Annotated in this window: 10 protein-coding genes; 3 read left to right on the forward strand and 7 right to left on the reverse strand. The window is 68.6% G+C overall.

Annotated elements, in window-relative coordinates:
• Positions 1-11: 11 nt before the first annotated feature.
• Both JWS13_RS38685 and JWS13_RS38690 read left to right on the forward strand, forming a co-directional pair.
• Positions 12-383 (forward strand): DUF3817 domain-containing protein, encoded by a 372-nt coding sequence (locus tag JWS13_RS38685; protein WP_206010556.1) that lies wholly within the window; start codon positions 12-14, stop codon positions 381-383.
• Positions 384-501: 118 nt separating this feature from the next.
• Positions 502-1,419, forward strand: a complete 918-nt coding sequence (locus tag JWS13_RS38690; RefSeq protein ID WP_206010557.1) for a tetratricopeptide repeat protein — start codon at positions 502-504, stop codon at positions 1,417-1,419.
• A gap of 70 nt (positions 1,420-1,489) precedes the next feature.
• On the opposite strand, the gene JWS13_RS38695 is transcribed toward JWS13_RS38690, so the two are convergent.
• The 4 genes from JWS13_RS38695 to JWS13_RS38710 are packed head-to-tail and all read right to left on the reverse strand — an operon-like array spanning position 1,490 to position 5,660.
• Positions 1,490-2,803, reverse strand: coding sequence for an MFS transporter (locus JWS13_RS38695; protein ID WP_206010558.1), 1,314 nt, complete (start codon positions 2,801-2,803; stop codon positions 1,490-1,492).
• Between the two features lie 20 nt (positions 2,804-2,823).
• Positions 2,824-3,972: a galactonate dehydratase gene (dgoD, locus tag JWS13_RS38700; protein ID WP_087561067.1), complete on the reverse strand. Its 1,149-nt coding sequence runs from the start codon at positions 3,970-3,972 to the stop codon at positions 2,824-2,826.
• A 54-nt stretch (positions 3,973-4,026) separates the two neighbouring features.
• Positions 4,027-4,653 (reverse strand): 2-dehydro-3-deoxy-6-phosphogalactonate aldolase, encoded by a 627-nt coding sequence (locus JWS13_RS38705; RefSeq protein WP_206010559.1) that lies wholly within the window; start codon positions 4,651-4,653, stop codon positions 4,027-4,029.
• Positions 4,650-5,660, reverse strand: coding sequence for a 2-dehydro-3-deoxygalactonokinase (locus tag JWS13_RS38710; protein ID WP_206010560.1), 1,011 nt, complete (start codon positions 5,658-5,660; stop codon positions 4,650-4,652). The genes JWS13_RS38705 and JWS13_RS38710 overlap by 4 nt, the downstream gene beginning before the upstream one ends.
• Before the next feature lie 67 nt (positions 5,661-5,727).
• Between JWS13_RS38710 and JWS13_RS38715 the strand changes: the two genes are divergently transcribed.
• Positions 5,728-6,504 (forward strand): IclR family transcriptional regulator, encoded by a 777-nt coding sequence (locus JWS13_RS38715; protein WP_241032496.1) that lies wholly within the window; start codon positions 5,728-5,730, stop codon positions 6,502-6,504.
• Between the two features lie 12 nt (positions 6,505-6,516).
• On the opposite strand, the gene JWS13_RS38720 is transcribed toward JWS13_RS38715, so the two are convergent.
• From JWS13_RS38720 to JWS13_RS38730, 3 genes are read right to left on the reverse strand one after another with little or no spacing between them, the layout of a single operon-like run.
• Positions 6,517-7,938: a neutral zinc metallopeptidase gene (locus JWS13_RS38720; protein ID WP_206010562.1), complete on the reverse strand. Its 1,422-nt coding sequence runs from the start codon at positions 7,936-7,938 to the stop codon at positions 6,517-6,519.
• A 46-nt stretch (positions 7,939-7,984) separates the two neighbouring features.
• Positions 7,985-10,183: a 1,4-alpha-glucan branching protein GlgB gene (gene glgB, locus JWS13_RS38725; protein WP_206010563.1), complete on the reverse strand. Its 2,199-nt coding sequence runs from the start codon at positions 10,181-10,183 to the stop codon at positions 7,985-7,987.
• Positions 10,183-12,201 carry an alpha-1,4-glucan--maltose-1-phosphate maltosyltransferase gene (locus JWS13_RS38730; RefSeq protein WP_206010564.1) on the reverse strand — a complete coding sequence of 673 codons (2,019 nt, stop codon included), beginning with the start codon at positions 12,199-12,201 and terminating at the stop codon, positions 10,183-10,185. Before JWS13_RS38730 ends, glgB begins: the two co-directional genes overlap by 1 nt.
• Positions 12,202-12,245: the final 44 nt, after the last annotated feature.

The raw sequence follows: 12,245 nt of genomic DNA on the forward strand, positions 1-12,245 counted from the left end.
GGTCGGGCACAATGGTCGGCATGGCGAACGTCTTCGATCTCAGCACCACGGCCAAGCGCTTCCGATTTGTCGCAATTCTGGAGGCATTCACCTGGCTCGGCCTCCTCATCGGCATGGCCTTCAAGTACCTGCCCGCCGACGGCAACGAGATCGGCGTGAAGATCTTCGGCCCCATCCACGGCGGCGTCTTCGTTCTGTACCTGCTCGTCTCGCTGTGGACCGCGCGCAAGCTGAGCTGGAACCTGGTCACCACGTTCTGGGCGCTCGTCGCCAGCGTCCCGCCGTTCGGGACCGTCGTGTTCGAGGTCTGGGCGGCCCGCACCGGCCGCATGGCCGAGCTGTCCCGGACCAGCACGGTGAAGAGCGAACCGTCGCTCGTCTGACCGAGTTCCCGGTAGGCACGGCCCGCATTCCGGCGTCCGCTCGAATCGTGACAAACTGGTGGACGTGACTCGACCAGGTTCTCGTCCGTCAGCGCGTTCCTCAGCAGTGGCCGCAGCCATGAGCGGAGCAGTCGATCTCTCCGCCCTCAAAGAGCGTGCGACCGCTCCGCCCCCGCCTGCGCCCGCGCCCTCCGGGGACGGCGCCGCCCCGGCCGCCCCCGGCGGCACCGGCCTCACACCCGTCATCGACGTCACCGAGGCGACGTTCGAGGCGGAGGTCCTCGTCCGGTCCCAGCAGGTCCCGGTCGTCGTGGACCTGTGGGCCACCTGGTGCGAGCCGTGTAAACAACTCTCACCCCTTCTCGAGAAGCTGGCGCACGAGGCCGGCGGCACCTGGGTGCTCGCCAAGGTCGACGTCGACGCCAACCCGCGCATCGCGCAGGCCTTCGGTGTCCAGTCCGTCCCGACCGTCGTCGTCATCGCTGGTGGTCAACCGCTCGCCGACTTCCAGGGCGCACAGCCCGAACCGCAACTTCGCCAGTGGCTCGCCGCCGTCCAGCAGGCGGTCGCCGGAAAACTGTCCGGACCTCCTGCCGGTGACGGCGCCACGGACGAGCCCGAACCGGAGGACCCGCGGTTCGTCGCCGCCGAGGCGGCGCTCGACGAGGGCGACCTGGCGGCGGCCGAAGCCGAGTTCCAGAAGATCCTCGACGCGGAACCGGACAATGCGGAGGCGCAGGGCGCGATCCGGCAGGTGCGTTTCCTCGCCCGCGTGCAGTCCGTCGATCCCGGTGCCGTCGCCGCGGCGGACGCCGCCCCCGGCGACATCGACGCCCAGCTGAGGGCAGCGGACGTGGAGCTCTACTCCCAGGCGCCCGACGCGGCGTTCGCCCGCCTCATCGGGGTCGTCGCCCGCAGCGCCGGCGACGACCGGACACGGGTGCGGACCCGTCTGCTGGAGTTGTTCGAACTGTTCGACCCGGCCGAACCGGTCGTCATGACCGCGCGCCGGAAACTCGCCGCCGCGCTGTACTGACGGAGAACCGGGACTGACGAGAAACCGGGGTGAGTGCGTTCGGCGCTCACCCCGGTTTCGTCGACAGTGATCAGCTGCGGACGCGCTCCACCCGTCCGACCAGGAACACGTAGGATGCGATCCCGACCGCGGTCACCACGGTCATGTAGACGAATCCCGGAGCGAAGCTGTCGTCGGTGACGAGCAACCCGATGACGATGGGCGTGGCGATCGACGACAGGTTGCCGATGAAATTGAACATTCCGCCCGTGAGCCCGAGCAGCCGTTCCGGTGCGAGCGCCGACACCAGCGACCACGTGATCGACGCGAGTCCGTTGCCGAAGAACGCGATGGACAGGAACACGATCACCATCGCGGTCGAGTCGGTGAAGTTCGCGCCGATCATCGCGACGGTCAGCAGCAGTCCGACGATGATCGGACCCTTCCGGGCGACTCCGAGCGAGACCCCCTTGCGCAGCAGGAAGTCCGAGAACATCCCGGAGAACAGCACACCGACGAGCGCCGCGACGAACGGCAGCGACGCGAGGAATCCGGACTTGATGTAATCCATGCCCCGGTACTCGACGAGGTAGGTGGGGAACCAGGTGAGGAAGAACCACAGCGTCGACGTGAGGCAGAACTGCCCCAGGTAGATGCCCCACAACTTCCGCCTGCCGAGGACGGTCGCGACGTCGGTGCGGGTCACGGCCGGACGTTCCGGTTGCTGTTCGTCCACGAGGTCGACGAGTCCGCCGCCCTCGCGGATCAGGTCGATCTCGGCGTCGTTCGCCCGGGAGTCGCGTGGTTCGCGGTAGAACGTGTACCAGACCGCGCCCCACACCGCTCCGACCGTTCCGGTCACGATGAACACCCAGTGCCAGGACAGCACGGACTGCAGCCAGGACAGGAACGGGGTGAGCAGGGCCAGTCCGATGAACTGTCCGGACGTGTAGAAGCCGATCACCGTCGCCCGTTCACGTTCGGGGTACCAGGCCGTCGCGACGCGGTTGTTGATCGGATACGCGGGCGCTTCGAACACGCCGACCAGCAGTCGCAACGCGATGAGCGCCACGAACCCGCCGATGACGCCCATGAACGCGGTCGCGATCGACCACAGGATGAGGCACGCGGGGTAGAGCACTCTCGGGGGTATCCGGTCGACGAGCCAGCCGCCGGGAATCTGCAGCGCAGCGTACGTCCAGCCGAACGCGGACAGCAGCAGACCCTGCTGGGCCTTGGAGAGGTCCATCTCGTCCGCGATCGCGGGCATCGCGATCGACAGGTTCGCCCGGTCCATGTAGTTGATGACGACGGTCACGAACAGCATGACCGCGATGAGTACACGCGCCTTCGATGCCTGCGCCGCGACCGAAGAGGGGCGGCCGATCTTCTGGGTCTGCACCATGTCCTTCACCACTCCTGCCCTCACCACTCCGCGAACGAGCCGTCGCTGTGCCGCCACACCGGGTTGCGCCAGCGGTGGCCCTCGGCCGCCCGTTCGATCACGTACTCCTCGTTCACCTCGATGCCCAGTCCGGGGCCGGTCGGGATGCGGACCTGGCCGTCGGCGTACGTGAACACGGACGGATCGACGAGATAGTCGAGGAGATCGTTCGACGTGTTGTAGTGGATGCCGAGGCTCTGTTCCTGGATGGTCGCGTTGTAACAGCCCGCGTCGATCTGCAGGCACGTGGCCAGGGCGATCGGTCCGAGCGGGCAGTGCAGGGCGAGCGCCACGTCGTACGCCTCGGCCATGTGCGCGATCTTGCGGGCCTCGGTGATGCCGCCGCAGTGCGAAGGGTCGGGCTGGATGATGTCGACGGCCCCGGAAGCGAGGACGGATTTGAAATCCCAGCGGGAGAACAATCTCTCACCCAGTGCGATCGGGATCGGTGACTGCCGGAGCACGTCGACGAAACCGTCGACGTGCTCGGAGAGCACGGGTTCCTCGACGAACATCAGCCGGAACGGTTCGAGTTCCTTCAGCAGCACCTTGGCCATAGGCTTGTGCACTCGGCCGTGGAAGTCGACGCCGATGCCGATGTTCGGGCCCACGGCATCGCGCACCGCGGCGACGTTCGCGAGACACCGGTCCACCTTGTCCCAGGAGTCCAGGTATTGCAGTTCCTCCGTGCCGTTCATCTTCACCGCGGTGAACCCGCGGTCGACGACCTCTCGCGCCGCCTTCGCGGTGTCGGCGGGACGGTCGCCGCCGATCCAGGAGTAGACCTTGATCCGGTCCCGGACACGGCCCCCGAGAAGTTCGTACGCCGGCACGCCGAGGGCCTTGCCCTTGATGTCCCACAGGGCCTGGTCGATGCCGGCGAGCGCGCTCATGTGGATACCGCCGCCGCGGTAGAAACCGGCCCGGTACATGACCGTCCACAGATCCTCGATCTGCGTCGGATCCTGCCCCACCAGGTAGTCGGACAGTTCCTCGACTGCGGCGGCGACGGACGCCGCCCGGCCCTCGAGTACCGGCTCGCCCCAGCCGACCACGCCGTCGTCCGTCTCGATCCGCAGGAACAGCCACCGCGGGGGCACGGCGTACGTGGTGAGTGACTTGATCTTCATGGAGTCCTCCTGTGCGGGGCCGTGGTGGTGGCCCCGGTCGTCGTCGGTGTCGGTTCAGGCGGCGTCGGCCGACCAGATGTTCATCAAGGCGAGGGCGCGGTCGCGGACGGTGCCGGCGCTGTCGCCGGGCCGGTAGAGGCAGGTGCCGAGTCCCGCGCCGCCCGCGCCTGCGGCGGCCCACTCGGCGAGGTTGGTCCGGTCGACGCCGCCGACGGGGAGCAGTTCGACCTCCGCGGGCAGGACGGCCCGCCAGGCCCGCATCCCCGCCGTCCCGACCGAGTCGGCGGGGAACAATTTGATGCTGCGCGCCCCCGCACCCACTGCGCTGAACGCCTCGGTGGGGGTGGCCGCTCCCGGGTACGGGTGCAGGTTCCGGGCGACGGCAGCGCCGATGACCTCGACGTCGCTGTTGGGGGAGACGATGATGCGGGACCCGGCCGCCTCGGAGCGGACCACGTCGTCGACGCTGAGAACGGTGCCGGCGCCCACGACGCAGACGTCGCCGACGGCCGTCGCCAACCTTTCGATCGACTCGAACGGCCGCGGGGAGTTCAGGGGGACCTCGATGGTCGTGAAGCCGGCGTCGACGAGGGCGGAACCGACGGCGACGACCTCCTCCGGGGTGATGCCCCGCAGGATGGCGATCAATCCGGTGGTCGTCGTGGTGGCAGAGGTACTCACAGGGTCTCCTTCTCGGGAATGGTGGATGCATCCGGGTCGAGCAGTCCCGCATCGATCGCCACGCGCCACAAACCCTGCGCGGCGGCCTCCTCGGCGACGATGTCGGCGGCCATGCCGTGGACGCGCAGTCCCGCCGCATAGCGTCGGCAGAGATCGGCGTTTCCGCACAGCAGGATTCGATGTCCGGCGGCGTAGTGGGGCAGGAGGTGCCGGACCTCGTCGGCGATGATCACGCCGGAGACGTAGTCGGGAAGCGACGCCGGATCGAGGAGTCCGTCGAGCACGAGCGCTCGCGCCCCGAACAACTCGGCGGGCAATCCGCGTGACGGTACCGACGTTCCCGTGGTGAGGCCGCGACCGAAGGCGGCGTCGTCCCGCACCCCGGTGGTTGCGGTGCGGCCGAGGATGCCGTGAGCCATCACCAGGCCGTACAACTCGCCGGACATCGCCGTGGCGAACGAGACGATCTTGTGGTCCTCGACTCGTGCCCACTTGCTGTGCGTTCCGGGGAGCACGATGGTCAGCGGACCGTCGGTCGGCGGGAGCAGGCCCAGGGCCCCGATGATCTGCGTCTCCTCGCCCCGCATCACGTCGCCGGGCACCGAACCGTCGGCGGCGGAGGCGACGCGCATGCCGGGCACGAGGTGCAGAACTCCGCGCGGGTGGGGGACCGCAGTCAGATCGCCGGCGCCGATGGCGAGATCGGTCGGGGTCGTCAGGTAGCCGGCTTCACGCCAGCCCTGGGCGCTGCCCACCATGCCGCACGCGATCGCGGGCAGATCGGGGGCGGCCGCGATCCAGTCGCCGCAGGCCTCGTCGAACGCGGCCTCGTAGGCGCGGGTGCGCGATTCCGGGTCGTCTCCGGTTGTGCCGAGCAGTCCGAAGTCGGGCCTGCGAACGTCCAGAATGCGGCCGCCGTCGCCGAGGAGCCAGGCGCGCTGCGAAGACGTGCCCCAGTCGAGGGCGATCAGGCGCGGTGGTGATGTGTCGAGGGTGTTCTGGATCACGCAAACCACTATCGTACGCAAATCCCATAATGACGAACACGGTCCCCATATGTGGGACAATGGGGGTGTGACCGAACCGACGAACGACATTCCGCCCGGCACCCAGACCCTGGCCCGGGGGCTCGCCGTCATCCGTGCCGTCTCCGACGGCGCGCAGGATCTCCGCGCGGTCGTCGATCACACCGGGCTGGGGCGCAGCACCGCACACCGGCTCGTGCAGTTGCTGGTCCACGAGGGGTATCTGCGCAGCGGCAGCCGCGGCTACACGCTCGGCCCGACGCTGATCGAACTCGGTTTCAAGGCACTCCACGGCAACCCGCTGCCCGTGGTCGCGCGCCCGATCCTCGAGGAGTTGTCGGCGCACGTGCACGACACCGTGCACCTGGCAGTCGAAGACGGCGGCTCGGTGCTGTACCTGGACAAGCTGCCCGGATCGCGCGGCGCCGAGATGCGCTCGCGCATCGGTCACCGCATGCCGCTGACCCGCGCAGGGGTCGGGAAGGCCCTGCTGCTCGACTCGGCCGAGCGCTGGGATGCGCTGTACGAGAGCGACGCCGCGCAGGCTCCGCGACCCCCGGCCCGCGGACACGGCGCGCACGCCGACTTCCGTAAGCGGATGGAGGACTACGCGCGGATCGGGGCGGCCATGGACCTCGAGGACAACGAACCCGGAATCCGCTGCGTCGCGGCCCCGGTGCGGGACGCGTCGTGCGCGATCGTCGGCGCGATCAGCGTGTCGGCGACGAGCCCGTACATGCCCGACGAGCGGATGCGCGGCCTGGTGCCGGTCGTGTGCCGGGCCGCCGGACGGATCTCCGCAGCGCTGGGCTACCGGGAGATCTGAGCCGGCGACCGGTCAGCGGTACCGGCCCTCGCAGGCCTGCTCGCCGCCGAGCACGCCGGTGCGGAAGGCGTCGACCCGGGAGAATCCGCTCGGCACGGTCTCCCCGTTCACGTCACTGGCGGCGAGTCCGTCGGTGAGCAGCCCCGAGACCGCCTCGTCGAGGTCGCCGGGGGACAACCACACGCTGCCTTCCGCCAGCGTGGCCGGACTGGCCGGGCTCAGCGCGCCGGTGATGACACCGGACAGGCAGGCGGCCCGCAGCGCGGTCTGTGGTGAGTGCAGATCGTCGCCCCGGTCCCGCTGCAGCGCCAGGGTGTACCGCGAGGCGAGCAGGACGTACGCGTTGTAGTCGCCGGTGAGCTTGGTCTGGAAGAGCTCACGGCGTCCCGGGCGTCCCGGTGTGCCGCGTTCGGCGAGGGCGTCGACACTGACCCCGATCGTGTTGGTGGCCGGGCAGTACGACACCGGTTCCGTCACGTCGGCGTCCGCGCAATCGAGGTCGGCGCCGTCGAGTTGCAGCGTGGGCGGATCGCTGAGATCGAAGATCTGCTGGAACGACGTGAAGAACGCCTCGACGGACTCGTCGGTGACGGGAAGTTCGCCGTCGTCGCTGTCGTCGGCGAACCGCTGCGGCAGATCCGCGCGGCGTGAGTCGATCTCCTTCTCGTCGATGCGCGTGCACGCTGCGGGGCCGTCCGTGAACCCGATCTGGGTGGCGGTGACACGTTCGAACGCCGAGCCGTGCACGTTGTCCGGATCGTTCGGGTCGGTGTCACCGATCGCCACCGCCGACGCCAGCACCTTGTTCAGCCCGTCCGACGTGTTCAGCGTGAAATGGGGCGCCTTGTCTTCCGCGATGTGCCGCATGAACGCCCCCGCGAAACAGTCGGCCTGCTGTTCCCGCACGATCCCGCCGCCCACGTTCTCGTCGGCGATTCCGGCCTTCGTCTGGACGGCGTGCCCGTACTCGTGTGCCAGCACGAAGACGGCGGCGACGACGCCGAACTTCTCCACGACCTCCGGCAGCAGCAGCGCCCGGTCCCAGCCGATGGTGTGGTCGGTGCTGCAGTAGCCGGCGTTGAGAAGTTCCTCGGTGCTGTCTCCGCAGAACCGGGGGCCGTCGGAATCCCGCGGATCCCAGGAGATCAGCTCCTCCACCGGCTCGAACTTGCGCTGGAACAGCGCCGGGAACTCGGTGCGCCAGTAACTCTCGATGTCGCTCACCGCGTTGGCGGCCATCGTGTCGATCTCCCCGCCGTCGGTGCCGGTGACGGGGAGATCGGCGTCGGGTGCGCTCTTGCGGGCACCGCTCGGACCCGATGTGGCATCGAGGCCCGCCACCTTGAACGGATCGTCGTAGATGGACGCGGCCTCGCCGTCCACCGAACGCGCGCACCCCGACAGCACGACCGCAGTCGCGGCCAGAACGCCCAAGCTCGCAGCCCACAGCCGACGTCGGATCAGCAAGGCCGTGCCTTCATCAACGCTCCAGACTCATCCAGATCGCGCCGTTCGCGGGCAGTGCCACCTCTGCCGAGGCGGGACGGCCGTGCCACGGCTGCGAAGTTGCCGTCACCGCACCGAGATTTCCCCAACCCGATCCTGCGTAGACCTCGGCGTCGGTGTTGAGAATTTCACGCCATTCGCCCCGTTCTGGCAAGCCGACACGATAATTCGCGTGCGCGGAACCCGAGAAATTGAACAGGCACGCCAGAATCGACCCGTCGGTGCCGTAACGCAGGAAGCTCAGAACGTTGTTCGCGGTGTCGTTGGCGTCGATCCAGGAGAACCCGCCCGGTGACGTGTCGAGCGTCCACAGGGCCGGGTGCTCGCGGTACGTGGCGTTGAGGTCGTGGACGAGGCGGAGCAGGCCGCGGTGGAAGCCGCCGGTGTACGGGTCGTCGAGCTGATACCAGTCGAGTCCGCGTTCCTCGGACCACTCCGCGGTCTGCCCGAACTCCTGACCCATGAACAGCAGTTGCTTGCCGGGGTGCGACCACATGTACGCCAGCAGGGCCCGCACGCCGGCGGCCTTCGACCAGTCGTCGCCGGGCATCCGCGTCCACAGCGTGCCCTTGCCGTGCACCACCTCGTCGTGGCTGATGGGGAGCAGATAGTTCTCGCTCCACGCGTACATCAGGGAGAACGTGATCTCGTGATGGTGATAGCTGCGGTGGACGGGGTCGTGCGCCAGGAACCCGAGGGTGTCGTGCATCCACCCCATGTTCCATTTCATGTTGAACCCGAGACCGCCGACGTTGGTCGCACGGGTGACACCCGGCCACGCCGTCGACTCCTCGGCGATGGTGACGACCCCGCGGTGCTGCTTGTGGACCGTGGCATTGGTCTCCTGCAGAAACGCGACCGCTTCCAGGTTCTCCCGGCCGCCGTGGATGTTCGGTGTCCAGCCGCCCTCCGGCCGCGAATAGTCGAGGTACAGCATCGACGCGACCGCGTCGACACGCAGACCGTCCACGTGGAACTCGTCGAGCCAGTACAGCGCGTTGGCGACGAGGAAGTTGCGGACCTCGCGTCGCCCGAAATCGAACACGTACGTTCCCCAGTCGAGTTGCTCGCCGCGCTGGGGATCGCTGTGTTCGTAGAGCGGTGTGCCGTCGAACCGGGCCAGCGCCCACTCGTCCTTGGGGAAGTGGGCGGGCACCCAGTCGACGATGACGCCGATGCCGGCGGCGTGCAGGTGGTCGACGAACCACCGGAAGTCGTCGGGGGAGCCGAAGCGTGACGTGGGCGCATAGTACGACGTCACCTGGTATCCCCAGGACCCGCCGAACGGGTGCTCGGCGACCGGCAGCAGTTCGACGTGCGTGAACCCCGTCTCCGTGATGTGGGCGGCGAGTTGCTCGGCCATCTCGCGGTAGTTCAGCCCGGGCCGCCACGAGCCGAGATGAACTTCGTACACGCTCATCGGGGACTGCGCGGGTTCGGTGGCCGCCCGCTGGGCCAGCCAGTCGGCGTCGTTCCATTCGTACGTGCTCACCGACACCCGGGACGCGGTCGCGGGAGGGACCTCAGTCGCGAAGGCCATGGGGTCGGCCTTGTCGCGGACAGTGCCGTCGGGGCCGTGGACCCGGAACTTGTACAGGTCGCCGACCTCGATGCCGGGGACGAACAACTCCCACACCCCGGTGGATCCGAGCACCCGCATCGGGAAGTTCCGGCCGCTCCACCCGTCGAAATCGCCGATCACGCTCACCCCGCGGGCATTGGGAGCCCACACGGCGAACGAGGTGCCGGTGACGGTGCCGTCGGGGGTGTCGTAGCGGCGGCGGTGCGCGCCGAGGATCTCCCACAGCCGTTCGTGCCTGCCCTCGCCGAACAGGTGCAGGTCGAGTTCGCCGAGCGTGGGCAGGAACCGGTAGCCGTCGGCGGAGACGTCGTTGTGACCACCCGGCCACGTCGTGGACAGCCGGTAGTCCATCAGATCCCGGTACGGCACCAGCGCCCCCCACACACCGTGCGCGAGGTGCTCCAGCGAGAAACTCGTCCCACCGATGACGGCGTCGACGGCCTCCGCGTAGGGGCGCAGCGCGCGGATCACCGTCCCCTCGGGGTGCGGGTGCGCACCCAGGATCGAGTGCGGGTTGTGGTGCTCACCCCGGGCGAGCAGGTCGAGGTCGGCGGCGTCGGGTGCGATGGCGACAGGCGGTTCGACGGTCACTATGTACCTCCGCGGTAGGCCAGCTTCGTTCTGGCCGGATAGGGAATCGACGGTAATGCCAGGATATGGGCCACGGCCCGCCACGGTTCGAGGCGCACGAAGTTGGTCTGCCCCCAGTGATACTGCTCCCCGGTGACCTCGTCGAGCACGGTCAGGTGGTCGTGCCAGTCGCGGCCCAGCGCCGGCATGTCCAGCCACACGTTGCCCTGCTCGGCGCCGTACGGGTTGAGATTGATCACCGTCAGCACGGCATCGCCGGTGGTGGCGTCGAACTTGGAATATGCGATCAGGGCGTCGTTGTCGACGTGGTGGAAATGGATGTTGCGCAACTGCTGCAGCGCCGGATGCTGCCTGCGGATCCGGTTGAGCGCGGTGATCCACGGTTCCAGCGACTCGCCGCGGGCGGCCGCTCCCTCGAAGTCGCGGGGACGCAACTCGTACTTCTCCGAGTCGAGGTACTCCTCACTGCCCGGACGCACCGGAACATGTTCGTACAGTTCGTATCCCGAGTACATGCCCCACGTGGGCGACAGGGTCGCCGCCAGTGCGGCACGCAGTGCGAACATTCCCGGACCGCCGGTCTGCAGGCTTTCGTGCAGGATGTCCGGGGTGTTGACGAAGAGGTTGGGGCGCGCCTCGTCGGCCTTGGCGGCGATCTCCTTGCCGAACTCCGTCAGCTCCCACTTGGCGGTCCGCCACGTGAAATACGTGTAGGACTGCGTGAACCCGCGGCGGGCCAGACCGTACAGTCGCGCCGGCCGGGTGAACGCCTCGGACAGGAACAGGACGTCCGGATCCGACTTCTTCACCTCGGCGATCAGCCACTCCCAGAAGTCCGCCGGTTTGGTGTGCGGGTTGTCGACCCGGAAGATCTTGACGCCCGCCGCGACCCAGTGCCGCACGACCCGCAGGACCTCCGCGTAGATGCCGTCGCGGTCGTCGTCGAAGTTGACCGGGTAGATGTCCTGATACTTCTTCGGCGGGTTCTCGGCGTAGGCGATGGTGCCGTCGGGGAGGACGGTGAACCATTCCGGGTGCTTCCTCGCCCACGGGTGGTCCGGTGCGGCCTGCAGGGCCAGGTCGATCGCCACCTCCAGGTTCAGCTTCCGGGCGGCAGCGACGAACGCCTTGAAATCGCGCATCGTCCCGAGTTCGGGATGGATCGCGTCGTGGCCGCCCTCGTCCGAGCCGATCGCCCACGGCGAACCGACGTCCTCGGGGCCCGGGGTCAGCGTGTTGTTGGGGCCCTTCCGGTTGACCTTTCCGACCGGGTGGATCGGCGGCAGGTACACCACGTCGAAACCCATCGACGCGATGCGGGGAAGGGCCGCCGCGGACGTCGCGAACGTGCCGTGCCGGGGCCTGCCGTTCTCGTCCCGGCCGCCGGTGGATCGCGGAAAGAACTCGTACCACGACCCGAACAGGGCACGCGTGCGATCGACGAGCACGGTGTGCGCCTCGCTCTTCGTGACCAGTTCGCGCAGCGGGTGCGCGCGGAGCAGTTCTGTCACGTCGGATCCGAACGCCGGAGCCACCCGCTCGGAGAGGTGACGGTCGGAACGCAGCGACGCCGCGACCCCGGTCAGCCGTGAACGGTCCGCGCGGGGGACGCCCTTCGCGGCACGCTCGAACAACCGCGCACCGATCTCGAGGTCGTTGGCCAGTTCGGCCGGACCCTGCCCCACCGCCAGCTTCGCCTCGACCGCGTGCTTCCACGTGGTGACCGGGTCGCTCCAGGCCTCGATGCGGAAGGTCCAGAGACCCTCGCCGGTCGGGGTGAAGGAGCCGTCGACGGTGTCGGGCACCGGACCGCTGGTCATGGGAATCCGGAACGTCGCCGAGCCGCCCGAAGAAGCAGTGCGCGGCCCCCGCACCGCGAGTGTGGCGGCCACGGCGTCGTGACCTTCGCGCCACACGGTTGCCCGGACGGGAAACACCTCACCCACAACGGCCTTGGCGGGAAAGCGGCCGCACCCGACGTTCGGTTCCACGTCGTCGATTCCGAGTCGACCTGTCACACTGGGCTCCGTTCCATAGCCGGAAGTTGCCGGCGGCTCGTGGG

Origin of the sequence: Rhodococcus pseudokoreensis, assembly GCF_017068395.1 — a bacterium.
In the GTDB taxonomy this organism is placed as follows: Bacteria; Actinomycetota; Actinomycetes; order Mycobacteriales; family Mycobacteriaceae; genus Rhodococcus_F; species Rhodococcus_F pseudokoreensis.